18 protein-coding genes and 1 pseudogene are annotated in these 24311 nt (G+C 69.9%); 4 read left to right on the top strand and 15 right to left on the bottom strand.

Annotated features, from left to right (window positions below):
• Positions 1–44 precede the first annotated feature (44 nt).
• Both MMF96_RS05010 and MMF96_RS05005 read right to left on the bottom strand, forming a co-directional pair.
• On the bottom strand, positions 45–542 hold the full coding sequence (locus MMF96_RS05010; protein ID WP_176615580.1) for a GNAT family N-acetyltransferase: 498 nt from the start codon (positions 540–542) through the stop codon (positions 45–47).
• A gap of 93 nt (positions 543–635) precedes the next feature.
• Positions 636–2051: a CoA transferase gene (locus MMF96_RS05005; protein ID WP_256882761.1), complete on the bottom strand. Its 1416-nt coding sequence runs from the start codon at positions 2049–2051 to the stop codon at positions 636–638.
• Positions 2052–2127: 76 nt separating this feature from the next.
• Between MMF96_RS05005 and MMF96_RS05000 the strand changes: the two genes are divergently transcribed.
• Positions 2128–3687 carry a carboxylesterase/lipase family protein gene (locus MMF96_RS05000; RefSeq protein ID WP_256882760.1) on the top strand — a complete coding sequence of 520 codons (1560 nt, stop codon included), beginning with the start codon at positions 2128–2130 and terminating at the stop codon, positions 3685–3687.
• A gap of 41 nt (positions 3688–3728) precedes the next feature.
• Here the strand turns inward: MMF96_RS05000 and MMF96_RS04995 are convergent, their stop codons facing one another.
• The 3 genes from MMF96_RS04995 to ligA all read right to left on the bottom strand — a co-directional run bounded on the left by MMF96_RS04995 (position 3729) and on the right by ligA (position 7351).
• Entirely contained in the window at positions 3729–4160 is a 432-nt protein-coding gene (locus tag MMF96_RS04995; RefSeq protein ID WP_256882759.1) for a VOC family protein, read from the bottom strand.
• A gap of 114 nt (positions 4161–4274) precedes the next feature.
• Positions 4275–5114, bottom strand: coding sequence for an inositol monophosphatase family protein (locus MMF96_RS04990; RefSeq protein ID WP_256882758.1), 840 nt, complete (start codon positions 5112–5114; stop codon positions 4275–4277).
• The gene (gene ligA, locus MMF96_RS04985; RefSeq protein ID WP_375141404.1) at positions 5111–7351 is read right to left on the bottom strand and encodes an NAD-dependent DNA ligase LigA; all 2241 of its coding nucleotides are present in this window, start codon (positions 7349–7351) and stop codon (positions 5111–5113) included. The genes MMF96_RS04990 and ligA overlap by 4 nt, the downstream gene beginning before the upstream one ends.
• A 292-nt stretch (positions 7352–7643) precedes the next feature.
• Between ligA and MMF96_RS04980 the strand changes: the two genes are divergently transcribed.
• A complete protein-coding gene (locus tag MMF96_RS04980; protein ID WP_176615575.1) occupies positions 7644–7844 on the top strand; it encodes a hypothetical protein in 201 nt (66 codons plus the stop codon).
• 617 nt (positions 7845–8461) lie between these two features.
• Positions 8462–8737, top strand: a pseudogene (locus tag MMF96_RS04975) (recombinase family protein); the annotation flags it as partial.
• Positions 8738–8815: 78 nt separating this feature from the next.
• Here the strand turns inward: MMF96_RS04975 and MMF96_RS04970 are convergent.
• The 4 genes from MMF96_RS04970 to helR form a co-directional block, all read right to left on the bottom strand.
• Entirely contained in the window at positions 8816–8947 is a 132-nt protein-coding gene (locus MMF96_RS04970) for a hypothetical protein (RefSeq protein ID WP_256127695.1), read from the bottom strand.
• Positions 8948–9642: 695 nt separating this feature from the next.
• The gene (locus MMF96_RS04965; RefSeq protein ID WP_256882757.1) at positions 9643–9891 is read right to left on the bottom strand and encodes an antitoxin; all 249 of its coding nucleotides are present in this window, start codon (positions 9889–9891) and stop codon (positions 9643–9645) included.
• Between the two features lie 170 nt (positions 9892–10061).
• Positions 10062–11021 carry a DMT family transporter gene (locus MMF96_RS04960; RefSeq protein ID WP_256882756.1) on the bottom strand — a complete coding sequence of 320 codons (960 nt, stop codon included), beginning with the start codon at positions 11019–11021 and terminating at the stop codon, positions 10062–10064.
• A 10-nt stretch (positions 11022–11031) separates the two neighbouring features.
• Entirely contained in the window at positions 11032–13260 is a 2229-nt protein-coding gene (gene helR / locus MMF96_RS04955; protein ID WP_256882755.1) for an RNA polymerase recycling motor ATPase HelR, read from the bottom strand.
• Between the two features lie 193 nt (positions 13261–13453).
• On the opposite strand from helR, the gene MMF96_RS04950 reads away from it, so the two are divergent.
• Positions 13454–14098 carry a maleylpyruvate isomerase family mycothiol-dependent enzyme gene (locus MMF96_RS04950; protein ID WP_256882754.1) on the top strand — a complete coding sequence of 215 codons (645 nt, stop codon included), beginning with the start codon at positions 13454–13456 and terminating at the stop codon, positions 14096–14098.
• Between the two features lie 88 nt (positions 14099–14186).
• On the opposite strand, the gene MMF96_RS04945 is transcribed toward MMF96_RS04950, so the two are convergent.
• The 6 genes from MMF96_RS04945 to MMF96_RS04920 all read right to left on the bottom strand — a co-directional run bounded on the left by MMF96_RS04945 (position 14187) and on the right by MMF96_RS04920 (position 24311).
• Positions 14187–14456 (bottom strand): WXG100 family type VII secretion target, encoded by a 270-nt coding sequence (locus MMF96_RS04945; protein ID WP_176615571.1) that lies wholly within the window; start codon positions 14454–14456, stop codon positions 14187–14189.
• Between the two features lie 162 nt (positions 14457–14618).
• Entirely contained in the window at positions 14619–19055 is a 4437-nt protein-coding gene (locus MMF96_RS04940; protein ID WP_256882753.1) for an FtsK/SpoIIIE domain-containing protein, read from the bottom strand.
• On the bottom strand, positions 19052–19756 hold the full coding sequence (locus MMF96_RS04935) for a hypothetical protein (RefSeq protein ID WP_176615569.1): 705 nt from the start codon (positions 19754–19756) through the stop codon (positions 19052–19054). The genes MMF96_RS04940 and MMF96_RS04935 overlap by 4 nt, the downstream gene beginning before the upstream one ends.
• A 55-nt stretch (positions 19757–19811) precedes the next feature.
• The gene (locus MMF96_RS04930; RefSeq protein WP_256882752.1) at positions 19812–21638 is read right to left on the bottom strand and encodes a serine/threonine-protein kinase; all 1827 of its coding nucleotides are present in this window, start codon (positions 21636–21638) and stop codon (positions 19812–19814) included.
• Positions 21635–23422, bottom strand: coding sequence for an FHA domain-containing protein (locus MMF96_RS19755; RefSeq protein ID WP_256882751.1), 1788 nt, complete (start codon positions 23420–23422; stop codon positions 21635–21637). The genes MMF96_RS04930 and MMF96_RS19755 overlap by 4 nt, the downstream gene beginning before the upstream one ends.
• Positions 23415–24311, bottom strand: a complete 897-nt coding sequence (locus MMF96_RS04920) for a PP2C family serine/threonine-protein phosphatase (RefSeq protein ID WP_176615681.1) — start codon at positions 24309–24311, stop codon at positions 23415–23417. Before MMF96_RS04920 ends, MMF96_RS19755 begins: the two co-directional genes overlap by 8 nt.

Below are 24311 nucleotides of genomic sequence, written 5' to 3'. Positions count from 1 at the left end.
CCCACCAGCTTAGTCTCCCGCGGCGGGGGATAATTCCGTGCCGTCTACACTTCCTGGCGGTAGACGCGCAGCATCTTGCCGTTCTCCGGGATGGGCCAGTCGCGCTCCGGCGCGCGGACGAACCCCAGCTTGCGGTAGAGGGCGTGGGCGCCGTGCCAGTCGTCGCCCGTGGTGAGGCTCACGGCCCGGATCCCGTCCGCGGCGCGGGCCCGGTCTAGGATGTACCGCACCATGGCGGCCCCGGCCCCGCTGCGCTGGACCTTCGGGTCCACCACGAGCAGCCGGAATTCGAGCTCGTCGGGCCGCGCAATGTCCGCCCATTCGTCCCCGTGCACGGCCAGCGTCGCGGAGCCCACCACCACCCCGTCGCGTTCTGCCACGATCACCGGGGCCACGGCCGCCCGCTCCGCCACCCGCATGATCTTTTGCATGTACGGGTACTCGGCGCTGTCAAAGTAGCCGGCCCCCAGGTAGGCATCGGCCGTGATCCGGGCGACGGCGCCAAAGTCATCGGATGTTGCGGGGCGGACGGTGAGGTTCATGCGTGGGGTTCTCCTGGTGGGGTACGACGGCGGTGCCCGCCTTCCCCAGTTTCCCCTATGCGGGTGCCGCGCGGGAAATGCGGCGGGCCGGGCTCAGCCGCCGGCGGGCCAGGCAGCCCTGGCGGACCCGTAGCCGCGGGGTTCCACGGCGGTCCAGGCCGGGACGCCGTCCACCTCCACGGCCGGCGCCAGCCGCCGTCCGGGACCCCAGGCCGTCACCTCCGGCCCGGCCACGAGCGTTTCCGGCGCCGGCAGTTCGCCGGACACCCGGCTTGGTCCGGTGCGCATCAGTTCCACGGCGGTCCGGGCCAGCGACAGCCGTGCAGTGCGCACCGTGCCGTCCAGCCGCTGGCGCCACGCGTCGATGGCCGCGGCGGCCGTGAGGTAGCCGGTGGCGTGGTCGAGCGCCTGGACGGGCAGCGGGAACGGTCCTCCGCGGCCAAAGTGTTCCATGCCGGCGTGCGTGATCCCGCAGCTCATCTGCACCAGGGAGTCAAAGCCGCGCCGCTGCGCCCACGGGCCGGACCAGCCGTAGGCGTCGAGGGCCACGTTGACCAGTGCCGGGTGGCGTTCGGCCAGTGTGGCGTCGGAGAGGCCCAGCCGGTCCAGGGCGTCGGGCCGGTAGCCGTGGATGAAGATGTCGGCGCCGGCAAGCAGTTCCTCCAGGCGCGCCAGCCCGTCCGGCGTCTTGATGTCGAGCCGGGCACAGTGCTTGCCCAGCGTCATCTCCGGTTCCAGGCCGGGTTCATTCCAGTCCGGCGGGTCGATCCGCAGCACCTCGGCTCCGTACAGCGCCAGGAACCGGGTGGCAACCGGGCCGGCGATGACCCGGGTCAGGTCCAGGACACGCACCCCGGCGAGCGGGCGGGCGGCGGTGGGCTCCATGGTGCGCGGCGCAGTGGTGGGAGCAGTGGTGGCGGGACCGCGGCGGCGGGTGCCGGCGTCGTGCCTGCCAAAGGGCGGGACTCGGCGCTCCTGGCCCCAGTGCACCAGCGGCTCGGCGGCGACGGCGGCGCCTTGGGGGTGGGCGAGCCACCCGTCGCGGGTGCGCATGACGGCGGCGCATCCGTCCGCGGCAACGATGGCCGCTTCCAGCTCGTCCCCGGTCAGGGGCGCCACGGCCAGCGCCACGGTTTCGCGTGTTGCACCGGCGGACAGGCCCAGGACGGCGAGCGCGGCGGCACGGTGGTGCGGGGCGTTGGTGTGGAGGCGGATCCAGCCGTCGGCGCAGGGGTAGATGCCGGCGATCGCGTCCCACACGGGCGGCAGTTCCCATCCCGTGGGCGTGAAGGACAGCCCGAACCAGGCCGATGCCAGGGCCCGGTCGACGGACACCTGCGGGGCGGCACGGCCGAGCCGGCCCGACAGCGCCGCCACGGCCGTTCCGGCGGCCGCCATGGCGGCCACCGCCAGCCCGGTGACATCGAACGCGGACGGCAACGCCCCGGCCCCCGTCAGCCCCACCTGGTCCGGGGCGGCGAAGTTCGCACCGTCGACCCTAAGGTTCATGCCATCAGGTTACTCCCGCGTGCCGGTCCCGGGCCGGGCGCGGGCACGGGGCGTCCACGTTCCGTAGCATGGAGGCATGGCCGCCCAGCATGCACTGATTGACCCCAGCACGCCGCCCGTTGCGAACACCACCGCCGGGTTGGTGCGCGGCGTGTGGCGGCCCTGCCCGGAAACAGCGCACGGGCAGGGCGCGTTCAGCCAGTCTGCGGCGTTCCTGGGCATCCCCTTCGCCGAAGCCCCCGTGGGCAGCCTGCGCTTCGCCGCACCGGTGCCGCACGCCCCCTGGGACCGGGTGCGCGACGCCGTCGAACACGGTCCCACGCCGCAGCGCCCGGGGCCGCCGGAACCCACGCTCATCCCGGAACCGTCCGTTCCGGGGGAATCCACGCTGAACCTGGACGTCTTCACCCCCGCGCCGGGCGTGGCCGCGGCCCTGCCCGTCATGGTCTACCTCCACGGCGGCGGCTTCACGGCCGGCTCCCCCGCCAGCCCCTGGTATGACGGCGCCGCGTTCAATCGCGACGGCGTGGTCACCGTCAATGTGTCCTACCGGCTCGGCTTCGACGGATTCGGCCTGGTGGAGGGCGCCCCGGACAACCGGGCCGTGCTGGACTGGCTGCTGGCCCTGGAATGGGTGCAGCACAACATCGCCTCCTTTGGCGGCGATCCGGGCCGGGTGACCCTCGCCGGGCAGTCGGCCGGCGGCGGCGCGGTCCTCACGCTCCTGGGCATGCCCAAGGCACAGCCGCTTTTCGCCCAGGCCTGTTGCCTGTCCGGGGCGCTCGGCGACGTGCCCCGGGATAAGGCGCAGGCGCTCGCCGGGCGGCTGGCCGAACTGGCCGGCGTTGAACCGACCCTGGAGGGGTTCGCCTCGGTGCCGGAGGAACGCCTCCTGGAACTCCAGCCCAAGGCCGTGGAAACCGGCGGCGGAAAGTTTTCCATGCTGCGGCGCGTGATCGACGGCGGCCTGTCGCTGGGCCCCATGGTCGACGGCGGCCTCATCACCGCGCCCGCGCCCGACTCCCTGCGTGCAGGCACGGGGGCGGACAAGCCGCTGCTGCTGGGCACCGCCGACGACGAATTTGCCATGGCCGTGGCGGGCATGCAGTCCAAGCTGCGCTTTGTCCCGTCCCGACTGCTGCTGGGCCAGGCCGGACTGGCCCGGGGACAGCGCAGCGACTACCTGTCCGCCAACACGGACGTGGCCCGGCTCGGTTCCACCGCAGTGCTCGGCCGGTACATCAGCGACGCAGTCTTCCGCAGCACCGCGCTGGCGGTCGCGGAGGCACGGACCGGGGCCGGTTCAGGGGAGACCGTTGCCCCGGAGGCAGCTGCCCCGGCCCGGACCTGGCTGTACCGCTTTTCGTGGCGCTCGCCGGCGTTCGGGCGGGCGGTGCACTGCCTGGACGTACCGTTCTTCTTCGACTGCCTCGACGCGGAGCGGATCGATGCCCTGGCCGGCAGGACTCCCCCGCAGGCCTTGGCCGACGAGGCCCATGCGGCCGCCGTGTCCTTCGTGATCTCCGGCGATCCCGGCTGGGCCGCATACGACGCCGGGCGCCGGACCAAGGTGTTTGACACGCCCTCGTCGGTGGTCGAGGACGGGTACGCATCCGTCCGGCCGTTGCTCGGGTAATTCCCGCCGCTCCCCACCGGGCGGCCGTGGCCAGGCGCCGCTCAGGCCCCCTCCCCCGGGTCCTTGATGTTGCACACCAGCTGCCACACGTATCCGTCCGGATCCGTGACGGTGCCGATGTATTGCTTGCGCCCGCTGGCGTGGTCCACCACGCGGGGTTCCGACGCCGTCCCGCCTGCCGCCTGGGCCGTCTTCAGCAGCCGGTCAACCTCTTCCGTGGACCGGATGGCGCAGCTGAGCACGCCGTCGCTGCGCCCACCTGCTGTTGCGGACATGCCGGCCCGGGCGGTAAGCCCGGTGTTGCGGGCAAAGTCGTCCGGCCCGGCCAGGAACAAGGTCAGCCCCGGCAGTTCGAGGCACGCAATGCCGAACATGAGCTTGGCCTCCTCCATGCCCAGGCCGTTGCGATAAAACGCCAGCGAGCGCCCGGCATCGGCCACCACGCGCGAGAGCACCACCCCGTCGGTTTCCATCCCGTTCATCCTTTCTGCAGTTGGTTCAGTCTGTGGGTCCGGTGATTGAGCCTGCCGAATTCCTGGTCTCGACAGGCCCGGCCGACGAAGTCTCGACAGACCCGGCCGCCGGGGTCAGTCACCCGGCGCGAAGTTCCCTTCCAGCCCCGGCACGCAGGCGCCGGTCCACACAGAGAGCACTTCCTCCCGCGGCGGCAGGCCGTTGATGGCCGGGCTCAGCCGGGGGCGCCGCACCCACGCCCCGGCCTCCTCGGCAATCAAGGCGCCCGCGGCAAAGTCATGCTCGAACAGGCCGTACTCGAGGTACGCGTCCACGCCGCCGTCGGCCACGGCACACAGTTCAAGGGACGCGGCGCCCAGCCGGCGGAAGTCGCCGAACTTGTCCAGGCGCCCGTCCAGTTCGGACACCAGGCGGCGCCGGACGGCCGGGTCGTAGCTCAGTGACATGGAGAACAGGGTGCCGCCGCGGGCCTCCACCGGCCCGCGCAGCCGGCGCACGCCCTGCACACCGTCGGCCCGGGTCTCATCCAGCCAGGCCCCAGCCCCGCGGGAGGCGAAATAGATGCGCCGCAGGGCCGGTGCGTCGACCACCCCGGCCAGCCATTCGCCGTCGGGCCCCATCACGGCCACCGAGGTGCCGTAATAGGCGATGTTCCGGATGAAGTTCATGGTGCCGTCCAGCGGGTCGATGCTCCACCGGTAGCCGGAAGGTTCCGAGGGCAGGGCCGGGGCCAGCTCCTCGCCTGTGATGACGTCGTGCGGGCGGGCGTCGGTGATGACGGCACGTACGGCGCGCTCGGCGGCGACGTCGAAGGCGGTCACCCAGTCGGCGTCGGAGGACTTCTCCTCGGCCCGGAACCCGGCGGGGTCCCGGGCGGCCAGCACGGCAGCCCCGGCGGCGGCGGCCCGCAGCGCCACCTCCAGCAGCTCATCCACGGTCACCGTCTGGCTCATGCGTCCTCCCCCGTCCCGCTATGGTCAGTCCCAACAAGTTCAGCGTCCGGCCCGCCGGGTCCTTCGGCGAGCAGTCGCACAAAGCCGTCCTCATCCAGCACCGTCAGGCCCAGCGATTCGGCCTTGTCCAGCTTGGTGCCGGCGTTCTCCCCCGCCACCACGTAGGAGGTGTTTTTCGACACCGAGCCGGAGGCCTTGCCGCCGCGGGTGATGATGGCTTCCTTGGCCTCGTCCCGGCTGAAGTTGGGCAGCGTCCCGGTCACCACAATGGTCAGTCCCTCGAGGGTGCGCGGTGTGGATGCGTCCACCTCGTCCACCATCCGCACCCCGGAATCGGCCCACTTACGCAGGATCTCCAGGTGCCAGCCCACCCCGAACCATTCGATGAGCGCCTCGGCGATGATGGGGCCGACGCCGTCCACGTTGGCCAGCGCCTCTTCCGGCGCAGCGCGGATGGCGTCCATGGAACCAAACGCCGTGGCCAGTGCGCGCGATGCCGTGGGCCCCACGTGCCGGATGGACAGGGCCACGAGCACGCGCCACAGCGGCTGCGATTTGGCCTTTTCCAGTTCCTCGAACAGCTTCTCGGTGGTCTTGGTGGGCACCGAGGGCTTCTTGGCCGTGGCCTTCGTGTAAAAGTACGGGACCTGCGCGAAGCGGCCCGTGCCTTCGCCCTTGGAGCGTATTTCCCGCCACACCATGACGCCGGACAGGTCCAGGCCGGCAATGTTGAAGACGTCCGCCTCGCTGGTCAGCGGCCCGGGGCCGGCCGGCAGGATGGTGCCGCCGTTCTCCGCCGGGTCGGGCCCGGGGCCGGTGGTCAGGGCGGCGGCGGCCTCATAGCCCAGCGCCTCGATGTCGAAGCCGCCGCGGCCGGCCAGGTGGGCCACGCGCTCGGTCAGCTGGATGGGGCAGGACTGTGCGTTGGGGCAGCGGATGTCAACGTCGCCCTCCTTGGCGGGGGCCAGCTCGGTGCCGCACGACGGGCAGTGTGTGGGCATCACGAATTCGCGCTCGACGCCCGTGCGCAGGGCCACCACGGGGCCGACGATCTCCGGGATGACGTCCCCGGCCTTGCGGAGCACCACCGTGTCGCCGATCAGCACGCCCTTGGCCTTGACCACGTCCTGGTTGTGCAGCGTGGCGCGTTCCACGGTGGAACCGGCCACCTTGACCGGTTCCATGATGCCGAAGGGGGTCACCCGGCCGGTGCGGCCCACCTGCACCTGGATGTCCAGCAGCTTGGTGTGGACTTCCTCCGGCGGGTACTTGTACGCCACGGACCAGCGCGGCACCCGGGAGGTGTTGCCCAGGGCCCGCTGGGTGGCAAAGTCGTCCACCTTGACCACAATGCCGTCAATTTCGTGGATGAGGTCGTGCCGGTGCTCTCCGTAATAGGCGATGAATTCCAGCACCTCCTCCAGCGTGTCCAGGACCTTGAAGTAGGGGCTGGTGGGCATGCCCCATTCCTTGAGCTGCGCATACGTTTCGGACTGGCTGGTGGTTTCCAGGCCTTCCCGGGCTCCGATGCCGTGCACAAACATGCTCAGCGGCCGCTTGGCGGTTTCCGCCGGGTCCTTCTGCCGCAGCGAGCCTGCCGCCGAGTTGCGGGGGTTGGCAAACGGGGCCTTGCCGGCGGCCACCATTTTCTCGTTCAGTGCCGCAAAGTCCTTGGAGGCAATGAACACCTCGCCGCGGATCTCCACCTCGGCCGGGAACCCGGTGCCGTGCAGTTTCTGCGGGATGTCCTTGATGGTGGCCACGTTGTGGGTGATGTCCTCACCTGTGGTGCCGTCGCCGCGTGTCGCGGCCCGCACCAGCACGCCGTCGCGGTACAGCAGGTTCACGGCCAGGCCGTCGATCTTCAGCTCGGTGAGCCACTTGGGCGCCGTCCCGTGCTGCTTTTCCACCGACGCCTCGGCCTTGCGCAGCCACGCTTCGAGTTCGGCGAGGGAGAAGACGTCCTCCAGCGAGTACATGCGGGCCAGATGGTCGACGGCGGCAAACGCCACCGAGACGTCCCCGCCAACCACTTGGGTCGGGGAGTCGTTGGTGACCAGTTCGGGGTTGAGCGCCTCGAGCTCCTCCAGTTCACTGTAAAGGGTGTCGAATTCGGCATCCGAGACCAGGGGCGCGTCCTCGTTGTAATAGGCGGCCCGGTACTTTTGGACCAGCTCCACAAGCTCGGCATGGCGTTCCCGCGCCTGCACGGACGGGGTCTTTGCGGGCTCAATCACGCCTGCGGGGCCATCGGGCACGTCAGTGCTGGTCACGTCGGTGGCGGGGTTTTCAGGAAGGCTGGTCACGGTTCCATCTTGCCGTAAAACGTGCCCCGGCGCTCCCAGCCGCTTCCGGCGATTTTTCCCGCCAAGGCTGCCGTTGGCCGCCGTCAATTGTTACGTCCCGGGACCATCCGGCACTGTGGAGTCCATCACAGCGCTGCCTGCCTGGGGCGTGCCGTCCCGTAACGTGGAGGGTGCTGCCACAACGACGAGGCCGCAGGAAGACAATCAAAGGAAGCAACGGCGCATGAGCTTTGAATCGCACTCCATGACCCTCAAGATCTGGGACCACTCCACGATCGAGCACACACTTGAATCGGCCATCAGCCACGTTTCCTCCCGGGCGAACGCCCCGAGGGAGCACGTCCGGGTAACGCTGAGCGGCCCGAACCAGTTCACCGTCAGCGCGTCCGACGACGCCCACTCGCACACCGGCTGGAGCCTGTAACCGCAAAAACCACGGACACCGCCGGACGGACCTGGCACCGGCGTCGTTGAGGCGGATGTACGGCCCGGCCGGTTCGGCCGGGAACCCATCCGTCCCTGTCGGGTGACCGCGTCCAGGGCAGCCGCCTGCGGGAGCCCGCTGGCGTACATGGTCTCTGCGCCGCTGTCAGCGTGGATGCGTTCCCGCCCGCTGCACAGAAACCGCGTGTCCTTCTTGTGCCTTCAAGGGCTGGAGATGCTTTCCGCGAAGCTTGCCCTTTGCCGTGTCGACGGCCAGGCCATCTCGGGTTCGAGCCCGGATCAGCCCCGCCGTAAATTCTGCAGTCGTGGGAAGAACATTGAAGAGCAGACTGCGCACGGGATCGGTGGGGTCGTGGGCAAGGGCCACCGATGGTGGGATTGGCCTCGCGGCGGACGAGCTCTGCGGCAATTCCCTCTGCATCGCGCAACGACCGGGCCAGGCAGCCAGGCCTGGTCATGACCAGGATGCCCCGGCCCGGCAGGCCGCCGGCGCTTGCCCACGTCCGGGCCGCGCCCTGTCCGCACTGGCGGCGAGATCATGGCCGGTCAAAGTCATCCCCGGCGACACCGCGGGGGCTAAACGCCACACCCACAACCATGGCTGGATTCCTCTTCAATGGTCTTGCCGTGGTTGCAGAATTTGAGGCGGCCATGATCCGGGCACGAACCCGCGAAGGCATGGCTGTCGCCACTGCAAAGGGCAAGTCGAACGGAAAGCAGCCCAAGCTCTCGAAGGCATAGGAAGCACACTTGGTTTCTGTGCACCCGGCGGGAACATACACGACAGGTGAAATTGCCGAACTTTTTCTTTCCAGCCGTTCAACCCCCTACCATGCCATTAAACGCGCCGGCGAGGCGCCCAGACCCCAGTAGTGTCAGCAGCCCTGGTGGCGGTCTAGTTGTTTGTGCCTGGGTGTCCTTGCCCTGTTCGGGGGCGGTGGCCTGTCGAGGCTAAGCGTTGGCGGCGCCAATGAGCCGTTTCGGGACACCTGTGCCAACCGCGAGCACGATTTCCTGTTCCACCGTCCGGCCGGTGCGGGCCGCGACGGCGCGTATGCGCGCCAACTGCTCGCTTTCCGCCACATCCAAATACTAAACCCGAACCTGAAGCAACAACTGGTTCCCCGCCCGATTACGATCGGAAACATGGCCGATGACCGGTTGGCCCCCCGGACTTGGCTGCGGCAGATGGGGGTTGCTCCTTTTAACGGACAGATCCGCTGCCCACGGGACGGGTTCCTTTCCTGGCGAGGAGTGGCGAACCCGCGTTGAGGGGTCGATGGCGTTGCGGCCGGTGAGCCTCCTTAACACACGATTGTCGTCCCGGTCCCCGTTGGGATAGTAGTTGCTGTCCTGGACTCGAGCACCATCAATCGCACGGCGTCCCTCATGCGCGACTGGTTGCATCCGGAGCAACGATGCTCCGTCCGGCTTGGGCCTCTGAGCATGAATTTCCCCGACCGCCCGGTCCACGTCGTCCGGCGTCGGGCCGCCCCACAATCGGGGAGCGGACAGTGCCGCTCCGCTGCGGAAAGGGACCAGCAGCGGTAATGCACCCAAAACCAATCCACCCCCGAATCCGGGAATCTTTCCGGTCCCGAAAGCGGATGTGTGGATTACAGCCAGGCCGGTCAACCGGCTGTGCCGCAAATGACTGGCGGGACCCCGTGCGTCCACGGGGTCCCGCCAGTCAAGCAAGCCGCTGTAGAACCTTGCTCTTAGTCCGGTACGGACAAAACGTCAGCGTTTTGCCGGTTCCGCAGGCAACGCGGCTCATGTCAGTACTGCTGGTCGCCCTGTCCCTGCTGGTCCTGCTGCTGGAAATCCTGGCCCTGCTGGTCCTGCTGACCCTGCTGCTGGTCGCCGAACTGGCCGCTCAGGGCGTCGCGGCCCTGGTTGATCTGGTCCTGAAACTGCCCTCCGGTCAGGTTGTTGGCTTCTTCGCTGGCCTTGTTCAGAGCGTCGTTCTCCAGGTTCTGGCCCTCACTGCTGTTCAAGAAATCCTTCGCCATGTCGCCGATTCCCATAGCTTTTCTCCTCACATAGTATGGCCCGGCTCGTCACCGAAGCTCGCTTTCCAGCCTTGCCCCCCATAGTCAATTCAGTAAAGTCCCTTTGACAAATTCACGGGGAACGCACAGGTTCAACACGCTTCGCCCCCGCCCTTCATCAGGCACCCGGTCCACAGGACGACTGCTCAATCGCGTTGTGTCCGGTCCCGGTCCCGTGGCGGCAGGGCCACCGCCCGGCTGTCCCCTGGAGTCCGCTGACGGGGACGCGGCCGCGGCCTGATCTCGCTCACCAGGACGCTGGCCACAATGAGGACCGCACCCGCAATGGCGACGCCCGGAAGCCTGTCCCCCGCGATGCGCCCGAAGATTCCGGCCCACACGGGCTCGCCGGTGTAGATGATGGTGGCACGGGTGGGCGTGACGGACTTTTGGGCCCAGTTCATCGTCGCCTGGATGACGCAGCTTGCCGCCCCCAGTCCGGCCGCCGTGGCAACCCACACCCACGAGAAGGCCGGGATGCCTTCCCGCACCACCGGAACGGCGATAAACCCCAGGACGCTGCACGTGAGCAGCTGCACCACCGTGACGCGTCCCAGGTTGACCCGGCCGGCAAAGACGCTGATCAGGATGATCTCCCCGGCGATCGGGACCGTGCTCACCAAGGTGGCAATCTCGCCCGGGCCCACCCCAACACGCACTGCCGACGGTCCGGCCAGCAGCACCAGTCCGACGAAGGCCAGGGCCGCGCCGGCGAACATCATGGCACCGGGCCGCTTGCGGAAAACGGCCCATTGCAGAAACGGCACCATGGGCACATAGAGGGCGGTCAGGAATGCCGACGTGCTGCTGCTGACCGTCTGCAGGCCAAAGGTCTGCAGACCGTACCCTAAAAAGATCATGACGCCGATGGCAGCCCCGGCACCGGCATCCGCGCAGGTCATGCCGCGCAGGACCCGGCGGAACAGGACGCACGCCAGGAGCCCTGCCACCAGGAATCGCAGCCCCACAAAGAACATGGGCCCGCTGTGCCGCATGGCAATGTGCACTGCCAGGAACGTGCCTCCCCAGACCGTGGTGATGGCGATGAGGGCCAGTTCCTGCCGGCTCAGGGGGACGGACCGCAGCCGGCCCGGAAGGTGCATCATGCTGCACATCCTATGGCGCCGGCCCGCCCTCCCGTAAACGCGGAACCCGGCCCCGGACGTCGGGCTGCCGGGGCCAGGGCGGCGCGGCCAGCACAACGAGCTGCTGCGTGGCCCGGCTCATCGCCACGTACCGGTCCACGGCGCGCTCGATCCGTGGTCCGAATGACACCGGGTCCACCAACACCACCAGGTCAAACTCAAGCCCCTTCACCAGCTCCGGCACCAGCCACCGCACGCGTGGCGACGCCGGAAGATGCCCTGCAGCCGGGGGCCGGGCGCCCACGACGCAGGCCGTCCCGTCGTCGTGCGCGGCCAGCCAGGCATCGAGGACGGGGCCAAGCTCTGCCGTCGAACCATGGAGCACGGGGAGGCCGCTGCGCCGGATGGATTCGGGCACGTTGGCCTCCGGCAGCACGGCACGGATGACCGGCCCGGCCTCCGCCATGACCTCCTCCGGCGTGCGGTAGTTGATGGACAGGGACGCCAACGCCGCCCTCTCCAGGCCAATCCGCCCGAGCCGCGCGGCCCACGGCTCCCCAAACCCGTGCCCGGCCTGCGCGCGGTCCCCCACGATCGTGAAGCTTCCCGATGGGCAGCGCTGCAGCAGCATCTGCCATTGCGCGTCGGTCAGCTCCTGGGCCTCGTCCACCATCACGTGCGCAAACGGACCCGCCAGCACGTCCGGGTCGGCAGCCGGCGCGTCCTCCACGCCGTCGAGCTTCTCCGCCATGTCCTGTCCGCGAAGCATCTTCGTCACCTGAAGCTCGGAGTCGTCCGCCGCCACCAGGTCATCGACCACCCGGTCCATGACGTCCCGCCCGGCACGCACGACGGCGTCCTGCCGCTGCTTCCGCCGCGATTCCTCCGGGTCGCCGAGGCGCTCCCGGGCCGCATCCAGCAGCGGCAGGTCGGACACCGTCCAGGCCTCCGGCACCGGGCGCTGCAGCCGGTCCACCTCCCCGGGCAGGAGCCAGGGGGCGCACAGGCGCAGGTAGGCAGGCACCCGCCAGAGGTCGCCCACCAGGTCGGCGTAGTCCAGCAACGGCCACGCCCTGCTGAACGTTTCGACCAGTTCCCGGTTCCGTGCCAGGGCGCGGCGCAGCAGCCCGGCCGGGACGTCACCGCCGCGGCACTTGTCCGCCAGGATGCTGATCAGTTCCTCCCACACCTCCCCGCGGGCCTCATTGTGCGGCGTGCCGGGGACCGGTGCGTCGAATGCCTGGGCCCAATCGGCGGCGTCCAGCCAGAGCCCGCCATAGGGGGTGTCCACGGCCATTCCCTTGGTGGGTGCCCGCTCGTAGAACGCGACGGCGGGCCCGATCGCCTTGACCATGGCCGCGGTTGACTTCAGCCGGGCCACGTCCGGATCCGCTTCCACGCCTGCGGCCGCACCTTCCGGGACCAGGTCACGCAGCGTGCACGTCTGCACGCCTTCCTCCCCCAGGCTGGGCAGCACGTCCGCCACATAGTGCAGGAACGGCTGGTGCGGGCCCACGAACAGCACGCCGCCCCGGTGGTGGCCGATGCGCGGATCGGAGTAGATGAGGTACGCGGCGCGGTGCAGGGCAACGACGGTCTTGCCGGTTCCCGGGCCGCCGTCGACCACCAGGGCGCCGCGGGCGGGAGCACGGATGATGGCGTCCTGGTCGGCGGCAATGGTGGCCAGCACGTCGCGCATCCGGGCGGTGCGGCTGCTGCCGAGGCTGGCGATGAAGGCGGAGAGGTCCTCGAGGGCGGCCGTGCCCGGAACGCCGTCGACGGCGAACACCTCGTCCCAGTAGTCGATGATGCGCCCTTGCATCCAACGGTAGCGGCGCCGGGCGGCCAGCCCCATCGGATTGGCGTGGGTGGCCCCGAAGAACGGTTCGGCCGCGGGTGAACGCCAGTCGATGAGCAGCCGCCGCCCGCCGCTGCCCGTCAGGCCAAGGCGGCCGATGTACACGGGTTCCGCTCCCCCACCAGCGTCGATGCGGCCCAGGCACAGGTCCAGGCCAAAGCGGCCCAAGGTGCGCAGGCGGGCGGCCAGGCGGCGCACCTCAACATCCCGCTCCACGGCCTCCTGGCCCAGGCGGACCGGCGCCCGCCGCGCAGCGTCGAGCTGGCGGCCCAGCCCTTGGAGGGTGAGCTCGAGCGTTTCGGCGATGGCCGCGAAATGTTGCTCGTCGGCAGCAATCAGGGCCGGATCCGCCTTGGCCGCGAGGGTGCCGGGAAGGTTGAATGCGCTGGTGTCAGGGGGCACGGCGTCGGCTCCTTCCTGCCGGGTCCAAGGCGCGGATCGAGGGACCGGCGGGCGGCCGGGTTCCGCGCATGCCGGCGCCGGCTACCCATTATGCAGCCCGACCGGGGCCTTGCGGCAAGGCCCCCTGCACGCGGTAGATTTAAAGAAAGGGAAGGTGGTTCCCCCTCCCTTTTCACCCGGCACCGGAGGCCCCGTGTTCCAAAACCGCCCACGCAGCCTCCTTTGGGAGGCCGCCCACGCCGAGCGCGCCGCCCTGGCCGACGACCTTGCCCTGCTCGACGGCGGCCAGTGGGCCCGGCAATCCCTGTGCGGGCGGTGGACGGTCCAGGACGTCACGGCGCATCTCACCGCGGCCGCAAGCCTCGGCTCCGTGCGCTGGTTCTCCAGCGTCATCGGCGCCAGGTTCGACTTCGACCTGCACAATGACCGGCGCATGGCTGAGCACCGCGGGGCCACGCCCGCCGAGACGCTGGCGCAGTTCCGCACCATCATCAACAGCTCCGCCTCCGCCCCGGGCCCCACCGAGGCCTGGCTGGGCGAGGTGGTGGTGCACAGCGAGGACATCCGCCGCCCGCTGGGGATTGTGCGCGACGTACCGCTGGACACGGTCACCGCCGTGGCCGGCTTTTATGCGCGGCGGAACCTCGCCGTGCCCAGCCGGACCATGGTTGAAGGGCTCCGCCTCGAGGCCGTCGACGGACCCTTTGCGGCAGGCACCGGCCCGCTCGTGACAGGAACCACCCTCGCCTTGACGATGGCCATGGCCGGGCGCGCAGCCTACCTGGCAGAGCTCACCGGGCCCGGCGTCGAGACACTGCGTTCCCGCTTCGTGCCCTGAGACGGTTTTCCTGCCGGCCTCCCCCGTGCGGCCGGGCAGGCAGCAGGCCCGGTGCGGGATGCACCGGGCCTGCACACCACCGCTCGTATCAGTGTGCGGAGGTCTGGATCTGCTGCTGGCGCTGCTTGTTCACATTCTGCTGCACTTCCTGCAGGCTGTGGGCCACCTTGGTCAGCTGCGTCTTGTACGTCGGCCAGTCCGTGTGCTTGAAACGGTCAGCATCCGGACCCTGCCACTGCACGGAATTCGCCTTGCCATCCAGCGAACTGGTCAGCTGCTGGATCTGGTCCACCGCATGCCCCAGCTTGCCCGCCAGGTCCGCCATGTCCTCCGGGTTGTTACCAATCAAACCAGCCACAATGCACATCCTTTGTTGGAATTATTTGTCCCGGACGGCTTGTCCATCCGATTGACTAACTCAAAGCTAACAAGCCGCGGCGGCCGGGGTCGATGGGGACCGGTCCCCATTTGTTGGCGTCTCGACAGGCTCGACCAGCGGGGGTCCCGACCGGCGCCAGGGCTACCGCTCGTGGTCCATGGTGGTGGCCACCTGAAGCTTGAACGCCTTGCCCCGGCCCACAACGTACCCCCGGCCCGGGATGAACTTGTTGTTAGTCAGTCGCCCCAGCGGCGTGTTCATGAGGGTGTCGCCCTCCAGGTCCCCCGGGTTCATGAGCAGGCCGCGCCGGCCGGCCTTGAACAGGCCGGAGAAGTTCCAGGCCCCGGACCAGGTGGAGGATTCCGCCTCGCCCACGACAAAGTGGTTGAGCTTGATGGCTGCCTTGATGAGGTTGACCAGGTCCATTTCCAGCATGGAGTCGGCAAATTCGGTGACGCCCTCAAGGAACAGCGCCACCGGCTGCGTCTCGGACTCCACCAGCTCGATCAGCCGTGCCAGCTCCGGCTCCACCCCGTTGTTGGTGGTGAATGCCTCGTCCCAGACCGGCATGCCGGCCACCGCCGACTTCCGTGAGCCGAGGTAGACGCGCCGGGTGCCCGGCGTCGAACGCTTCAGGGCCTCGGCCAGGGTGACCAGGGCCGTGGTGCGTCCGGAGCCGGGCGGGCCGGTGAGCATGAGCGCGCCGTTGGCGGCCAGGCCGGCGGGTTCGAGGTTGTAGTCGTCCACCCCGATGATGGCGTGGCCCGGGGCGGCGGCGGGGAGCACGTTCAGGTCCAGGGTCTCCGGCAGCGACTCGACCCGCGGCGCGTCCGGCACTCCCTGGCGGCGCATGGCCTCGGCCAGCTTTTCCACCTGGCGCGACTGCAGGGCCAGGTTGGCGTTGCCGCCGAAGATGGCCAGCTGCACCTCGCCCTCGTCCATGAGTCCCCGGCCGGGCGGCGAAGCGGCCGAAAGCACGTCGCGGGGAAGCCCCAGGTTCACATAGTCGTCCATCGTGGCCATGCGCAGCACCAGCATGCGCTGCATGGAGGCTGCGAGCGACGCCGGCAGCGACTTGGTGCTGTCACCGGCGATGACAACGTGCACGCCCATGGGGCGGCCGTCCGTGGCGATCTGCTGCAGCGTTTCAAACTGCGTCATGCCCACGCGGTACTCGTAAATTTCCCGGAACGCCGCCAGTCCGTCCACCATGACGATGATGCGAGGCTCTTCCGGCCTGTTGGCCAGCCGCCGGTATTCGGCGATGGTGCCGGCCTTGACCGCGGCAAACGTCTCCGCCCTCTCCTCGATGACGCCGCGCACGTAGCGCAGGAGCCGGCCCACGCGCTCATTGTCCTCGGCGTTGATGATGCCGCCCACGTGCGGGAGCATCTCCAGCATGGCCAGGCCGTTGGAGGCGGCGTCAATGCCGTACACCTGCACGGGGCCGCCGCGCGGGGTGATGGCGGCGGCGATGGCGATGGTGCGCAGCGCAGCGGACTTCCCCGAGCCGCTGGCGCCCAGGATGGCCATGTTGCCGTCCCTGTCCGGTTCAAAAAAAACAGTGGGCTGGGCCTGGTGTTCGGGGTCGTCCATGACGCCCAGCAGCAGTTTCGCGTCGGTGCGCGGGTTGGGCAGTTTCGAGAAGTCGTAGGTGTCCGGCAGTTCGCCCAGCCACGGTTTGCGCGGCGGCCTGACCCCGAGTTCGACGGCGGCCAGCGAGACGTTGGCGACCACGCGGGAGATGTCATTGGGCCCGGCGGACTCCTCGACGGGTGCCGCCACCGCTTCCTGTTCCCAGGCCGCGCCGGAGCCAAAGTCCATCTCCACAATGTCAATGCGCGGGCGCTGCGGGGTCCTGGTGGTCCAGCCGCCGGCATAGCCGGTCTGGAACCCCTGGATGCGGCCGGGCCCGGTCTTGGCTGCGCCGCGGCCCGGGATGGAGGGGCTGAAGTAGGCGGCCGTCGGCTCGCCCAGGATGTCCTGGGAGTCGTCGACGTCGGCCATGCGCAAGGCGATGCGCATGTTCGTGTTGGCGCGCAGGTTGTCCTTGATGACGCCCGAAGGCCGCTGGGTGGCCAGGATCAGGTGCAGTCCCAGCGAGCGCCCGCGCGCGGCCACGTCCACCACGCCGTCCACGAATTCCGGCACTTCCTTGGCCAGGGCGGCAAACTCGTCCACCACGATGACCAGCGACGGCGGCGCCTCCGGGTCCGCTTCCCGCTCCAGGGCAAGCAGGTCCTTGGCCTTCTTCCGGTTGAGCAGGTGCTCGCGGTAGTGCAGCTCGGCCCGCAGCGACGTCAGCGCACGGCGCACCAGGTGCGGGGACAGGTCCGTCACCAGGCCCACCGTGTGCGGCAGCTTCACACAATCGGCGAAGGCGGCACCGCCCTTGTAGTCGACGAACAGGAACGTGAGCCGGTCGGGGCTGTAGGCGGCTGCCATGCCAAGCACCCAGGCCTGCAGGAACTCGCTCTTGCCGGCCCCGGTGGTGCCGCCCACGAGTGCGTGCGGGCCTTCCGTCTTCAGGTCAAGGTACATTGGCTCCACGCCCTTGGACCCGACCAGGGCACGCAGGGAGCCCTGGAACTTGCGGTTCTTCACGGCCCGGGAGGACACCGAGTTGTTTTCCAGCCAGCGGTCGGCGATCCCGGAGGTCCCCTCGATGAGGTCGTGCCCGGCGAGGGCCACATAGGAGACGGCGCGCGGCAGGTCGGAGTCGTCGTCGACCGGCTTGGCGGTGTCCACCACGGGTGCCAGCATGCGGGCCAGGGTGCCCGCAAGATCCGCGTCGACGCTTTCGCAGCTGACCGGGTAGCTCAGCCCGCCCAGCCGGACCTGCCCGGTGGTGGCGGTCTCCGCCACGTGCATGAAGTCGCGGCACGACGCCGGGAGTGCCTCGATGGAGGATGCGACCCAGAGCACGTGGACGCCGACGTCGGCACCGTGCTCGGCCAGCCTGTTCAGCCGGCCGCGGTCCGCCTTGACGTCGTCCTCGACCACGACCAGCAGTGCCGGGACGGCCGGCGGCGGCAGCTCACGCTTGTCCGCGTCCAGTCCCCCGCGGTGCGCGGCGGAGTTGGCGGCCAGGTTGGCCCCCCGCGTGACGATCAGGTCTTCCAGGGCGGCCAGCAGGACGCCGGCCGCGCCGGTGCCGGCCGCGAGGTGGTCGGCGGCCAGCGGGGAATGCACGGAGCCGGTGTGGGGCAGCCACTGCAGCCATTCCCAGCGTTCCCTGGACTCCATGGAGGTCATGGCGGCCACGGCCAGTTCGGCCGGCGAATGCAGGCCCACGGCCTGCAGCACCAGGGCGCGTGCCACGTCGTCCACCACGCCGCGCGGGCCGGCCACGCCCAGGGCACCGCTGAGGCGCAGCTGCGCCACCACGGGCACGGCGTCAATCTCGCTGAATTCGGTTTTCAGGTCATCGATCTCGGCCATGAATTCCGGCAGCGTGTTGTTTTCATTCGAAGTCCTGACCGGCGTGCGCGACGGCTGCCGGCCCACCCCCATGCGCAGCGACAGGAAGGCCTGGTGCTCGGGCCGGTGCGTCCACAGCAGCGGGCCGAGCTTGTAGATGGCATCCACCGTCTCGCTGGCGGACGGGCTTTCGGCGAGCCGGACGGCCCGCTCCACCTGTTGGCGCGCCGTCATCTGGCGCCGGAACTCGGTGACGGCGGCCCGGAAGTGCTCGATGCTTTCCTGCAGGTCCTTCTTCAGCTGGGATTTTTGGTCCATGTAGCTGCCCAGCATCATCAGCGGCATCATGGCCATGAACATGATGCTGAACAGGCTTTTGGTCACCGCAAACATGACGGCGCCCATGACGACGGGGGCCACCATCATCACGATGGGGAAGCGTTCCCGCTTGGGCCGCTGCGGCCCGCTCGGGACGCTCTGCTCCTCAATTTTGAAACGCGGCACCACGCGGGGTGAACGGTTGAATTCCACCAGCGGGCTGGTGGGCCCGGACTGGGCCCCCCGGCCCAGTCCCACCACGGAGATGGTGGTCTCGCCCAGCGTCACCTCGTCGGAGGAGCCCAGCACGGCGCGGGAGATGGCGGTCCCGTCCATCATGAGGCCGTTGGCGGAGCCGGTGTCCACAATTTCCACGGCCCCGGCCACCGTGATGCGGGCGTGGCGCTTGGACGTCATGGGGTCGCTGAGGCGGACGTCGGCGTTGAAATCGCGGCCCACGTAGCTGGTACCCAGGGGCAGCGCGAACTCCCTGCCCTGGTCCGGACCGGACAGCACGCGCAGGGTCGCGGCGGCCGGGCCCCGGTCATGCCCGGGCATCCGGAAGGTGTCGCTGACCTGGGTCAGGGACACGGTGGCGCCGGGGCGCAGGCCGGACTCGAGCAGGTTCGACTCCGGGGGCAGGGTGCGCCCGCGGACGCCGCCCACCACGGATTCCTCAACGGTGAGCGAGAGCTTGGGCGGCGCCTCCGCGCCCTTGCGGGAGGGGTCCGAGAGGTAGAGCTCGGTGGCAATGTCCCCCACCGTGGCCAGGCCGTCCACGGTGACGGAGAGGTTCTTGTCCGCCAGGGGCGTCCGGCGGAGGGTGAGCCGGATCTTCACTCATCGTCCTTTCCGCGCATGGCGTCCAGCAGCGGAAGATCGTCCGGGGTGACCAGGTGCGAGGTGACGGCGTGTTCAACGAGCCGGGAGCGGCGGTTGGTGGCCAGCTTGCCGCCGCCGCCGCGCAGTCCCACCACGCCCACGCGGTCCAGCTTGTCGCACACGTTGTCCAGCTTGCGGTTGAACCGGGTCAGGGCCCAGCCCAGCCGCCTTGCCGCTTCCGCGGAGGACGGGATGGAGCTGAAGCCGGTGCCGTCGCGGCGCAGCATGGGCTCGGCCAGCGCCACGATCAGGGCTTTTTGGGAGTCGGTGAAAACCACCGGGCCGATGGTGGTGGACCCCGCGGAGTCCTCCCCGCGGCTTTGCGCCATGAATGACGGCGACTTCAGGTGCACCGAGAATTCATAGGTGGTGGGCCCTGCCGTGAAAATGACGTTCGTGTGCGCAAACACCAGCGGGATGCGGGAGCCCGGCGCCATCCAGGCCTGCATGCCGCCGGCGGCGTCGGCAATGGTGGCCGAGAGCATGGTGCCGGCGTTGGTCAGCCACCAGATGCCGTCGTAGCGGCTGACTTCCAGGAACTTGCGGTGCAGGTACGGGTTGTCGTCAATTTCCAGGTCCCCCTCGCGCCCGATGCTAAAGACGGCGTCCGGCGACGGCTCGTACCACTCGCCACAAAAATCGATGGCCAATTCCCCCATGGTGCGTTCATTCCTTTCGTGCGGTCCCTCGTTCACAGTCGTGTTGCGCACTTCCCTACGGGAAGCATTTCCTGGTCTCCGGCGAGGTGCTGCCGTTCTTGCGGACCAGTTTCACCGATATGCATGATTGGCCGTTGGCCGAGTTGTTGGTGACGAACACCCTGGCCTCCCCGACCGGCTTGAAGATGCCGGAGTTGACGGCGCTGACCGCGGCCCACACGTACATGTCCCCGGGCTGGGGATCCGGGTTGGTCCAGGTCCACACGGCCCCGCCGTTGCTTGGCACCGCCTTGAGCTTGGTGACCGGCGGGACGTCGGCCCCGACAATGAGGGCCGGCGGGGGCGTGGAGTTCCGCCCCTCCCCGGGGTCGACGGGGGCCGGGGAACCGGAGTTGGCGTAAACCACGATACCGACCACGACGGCGGCCGCCAGGACCGCGCCCGCCCCCAGTCCCAGCCACCGGCGTCCGGCGGACGGCTGACGCCGGCCCCCCGGTTCCTGCCCGGTCCCGTCCTGCGGCCCCTGTGCCTGCGGCGCCACGGAGCTGCGGTGCACGGTCGAGGCCAGATGGGCCTCCTCGGCGGCCTGGCTGCCGGTGCGCGGGAGCGGATCGGCCCACTGGGTGGGCGAGACCATGGACGAATAGGGCCGGACGCCCGGCGACGTCGGCGCCGCAGCGGTGTCGCCGTTGTCCGGCCCGGCAGGCGCCCCGGCCGGCCCGTGCGTACCTGCCGCGGGCCCACCCGCCCCGGGCGCGGTGCCTGCGCTGCCGGGCACCGTGGATCCGTTCTGCGTCAATCCGGTGGTGGCGCCGTGGGTCCTGCCCGTGACGCCGGGGACGCTGTGGATTTGCGGGTGCTGCGTAAACGGGCCGGCCCCCGGCGTGCCGGGGCGGAAGGCGGACGGAAAGGTGGGGCCGGACGGGTGCGAGTCCGGGTCGATGGACACCACGCTGCGCACCCGGGTGGCCTCGAACCCTTCATCGGGGTCGGACTCCTCCTGGGGGGCTTCTTCCTGGACCTCGAAGGGGGTGATGGAGAGGTTCAGGTCCGCCTGGATTCGCATCAGGGCGCGGGCCAGGGCCTTGGCGGAGGCGTAGCGGGAGGACGGCGACTTGGACATGGCGGTGGCCAGCACCAGGTCCAGTGCCTCGGGCACATCGGCGCGGCCCAGGCGCGGCAGCGGGCCGGAGTTGATGCGTGAGATGAGCTCGCGCTGGGAATTGTCGCCGCCCGGGATGACAAACGGGGAATGTCCCGCCAGCAGCGTGTACAGCGTGGCGCCGAGCGCCCAGATGTCCACCTTGACCCCGTCCGTGGCACCGGCGGCGAAGGATTCCGGCGGGGACCAGGGAATGGACATGCCGGCGTCGTCATCCTGGGCCGCATCCATGGTGCCGGAGATGCCGAAGTCCGTCAGCGCTGGCCGGTTGTAGTCGGTCACCAGGATGTTCGCCGGCTTGATGTCCCGGTGGGCAATGCCGGCCCGGTGTGCCGTTTCCACGGCGGAGGCCACCTGGATGCCCACGCGGAGTGCCTCGTCAACGCTGAAGCGGGCACGCCGGTAGCGCACGTCCAGGCTGGGCCGGGAGCAGTATTCCATGGCCAGGTACGAATGCCCGGCGTCGGTGATCTCGGCCTCGTAGATGGTGACGATGTAGGGGTGCGTGGACAGCTGCGCCATCAGGTTCGCCTCTGACTCGAAGCGGCGGCGGGCGCCGTCCGTCTTCAGGTCGGCAACGAGCACCTTGACGGCCACCTTGCGGCGCGGCCGGTCCTGTTCGTAGAGGTAGACGTCGGAGAAGCCGCCGGACCCCAGGACCGAAAGGAACCTGAATCCGGGGATGGGCGGAGGGGGTGCCGGCGGGCGTTTGCTGCTCACAAAAGACCTTCGAACAGCAGCGAGACGCCGTCGCCCAGCTCGGCAATGTCGCCGTTGAGCAGGATGGCCTGTTCGCCCTGGCCCAGGCGGCGCGGGGCCTGCCCTTCACGGACCAGCACGGTGCCGTTGGTGGCCTTGAGGTCGACCAGCAGCACGTCCCAGCCGTCCAGGCGCACCTCCACGTGGGAGCGGGAGATGTCGCCGCTGGAACTGTGCACCTGGACCAGCCGCGGCATCACCCCGCCCATGACCCGGGAGACGGACGGCTGCCGGCCAACGACCAGCGAATGGTCCAAGTCCAGGACCTCGCCGGTGGAAATGTGCATGCGTCCCAGCCGCGGCCGTCCCACTTCGCGCGGCTCGGAGCTGATGGCCGCACCGCACTCCGAACACTGTGAACGGCTCGGCGGGTTGGCGTGCCCGGACGGGCACAGCCGCGCCAGCACCATCGGCCCGGTGGGCGGGCGCGATTCCAGCTGCGTGGTGGCCGGGCCGCCGGCCGCATCGTTTCCGGCCACCTCGCTGCGCATGACCGTGTGGCCGTCATGGTCCGTGTCCACAACATTCCCCGGGGCAGCCGGCGCCCCGGCGGGGGATCCCCCGGCGCGGCTGTTGCCCCACGGCACCGAATCAATCAGCAGGCCCGACGGCGGCTGCCACGCGGGTGCCGGCGCCGCGGCGGGAGCCTCCCCTGCCGGCGGCTGTCCGGACGACGGCGGCAGCTGCGGCTGCGGTGGAATGACGGCAGGGGCGGGCCCCGGCGCGGCGTCGTGGACCTCCCGGCCGTCCTCGTCCAGGCGCACGGCGGCGTCCTCCACCGAGCGCAGTTCGGTGGCACCGAAGAGGTGGTCGTAGTTCGTGGTGTTGCTGACGTCGGCCGCTTCAGCGCCGGGTCCGCCCGCATCGCCGGCGGGTTCGTCGGCCGCTGAATCCTCGTGGCCCAGGCCGGGGTAGATGGTCCGGCCCAGGTCTTCCTCAACGTCGCCGTGGTCCGTGGCGACGGCTGCCGGGTTTTCAGGTGCCGGGTTTTCAGGTGGCGGGGCGTCAGGGCTGGCAGCAGCCGATGCCTCGGGGTGGTGGGCGTCCTGCTCGGAGCGGGAGGGCTCGTCCAGCTCGGCGTTCCACTCGGCATCGGCGGCCAAGGCAAAGCCGGCGTACACATCGTCGCCGCCGCCGTCCCCGGCAGTGCCGTGCGCCGCTCCGGATCCGCTGCCTGGTGCAGGGGAGGCAGGCGCAGCCAGGCCCTCCATGGCTGGTCCCTCCGCCGCGTGCGCGGGCGCCGGGGCGGCAGCCGCCTGCCCCGTGCCGGCGGCAAGGCTGGGCACATCAGCGGCGGGCATACCGCGGCGCAGCTCCGAAAGCAGGACCACGGCCTCGCCCACGGGCAGTCCGGGCGTGGCACCCGGCTCCGGCAGGACGGCGTCGAGCGTCAGGACCATGGACTCCGGCAGCGCCAGCGACCGTTCGCTCCAGGTGGTGACGTCGCGGCCGGATACGGTCTCCACGGTCCCCCCGCCCTGCACGGACAGGGTCATCCCGCCGCGCAGGATGGCGTGCAGGCGGTCTCCGGCGACCAGGATCCCAAACGCCGGCATGCCGGTGAGGTCCGTGCCGAAGCCGGACGTCACGGCGTTGAGCACGCCGTCGATGGTGGGCGTGTCGCGGCCCAGGCTCTCCCACAGGGCGGCGACGGTGCCGGGGCCGGTTCCGGCCTCCAGGACGATGACGGCGCCGGAGCGCACAATGCCAAGCCAGGGGCCGGGGCGGTAGGTGGTCTCAGGCATGGTTCTCCTCAGGCGGGACGGAATTCGCCCCGGGTGCTTCCTCCGGCAGGCGCGGCAGGGTGTCTTCCTCGGCCGGCGCCGACGGCTGGGTCAGGGTTTCCGGGCCGGTCCCGTCCACGCGGGCGGCGTCGACCACCACCACCGTGACGTTGTCCCTGCCACCGGAGCGCAGCGCGGCCTGGATGAGCGAATCCACCACATCCTGCGGGTGTTCCAGCGTGCTCAGGGCCCGGTGGATGCCTTCGTCGCTGACCTCGCCGGTGAGGCCGTCGGAGCAGACCAGGATCCGGTCCCCGTCCTCGACCGGGATCAGCCAGTAGTCGGCCTCGGTGTCCGTGCCGGTGCCCAGCGCGCGGGTCACCACGTGGCGCCGCGGGTGGACCAGTGCCTCGGCAGGGGTGATGAATCCGCCGTCGACCAGTTCCTGGACCTCGGAGTGGTCAACACTGACCTGGCCGAAGCTGCCCTGGCTCAGCCGGTAGGTGCGCGAATCCCCGACGTTGAACACGAGCCAGTAGGGCACGCCGCGTTCCTCCACGACGGCCACCCCCGTGACAGTGGTGCCTGCGCGGGCGTGGGAAATCTCGCGGATCCTCGCGTCGGCCTGGCGCAGCGCCTGCTGCAGGTCCACGGCCGTGGCGCTGCGGGAGCCCGCCGCCAGGACCGCCTGCTGGCTGAGCACGCTGATGCATTCACGGCTGGCCACCTCGCCGGCCTCGTGCCCGCCCATGCCGTCGGCCACCGCGAAGATGGGGTCCGCGGCGAGGAATGCGTCCTCGTTCAGTTCGCGCCGCAGCCCCCGGTCGCTGCCGAAGCCAAAGCTGAGGGTGACGCCGTGCCGGATGTCCGGCGCCTCCTCCGGCTGTCCGTCCGGCGCCCCGGCCGCCAT

Origin of the sequence: Arthrobacter sp. STN4 (assembly GCF_024539665.1) — a bacterium.
Taxonomy (GTDB): domain Bacteria; phylum Actinomycetota; class Actinomycetes; order Actinomycetales; family Micrococcaceae; genus Specibacter.
Note: the sequence above shows the minus strand (reverse complement) of the source record. Positions and strands in the feature narration are given on the sequence as shown.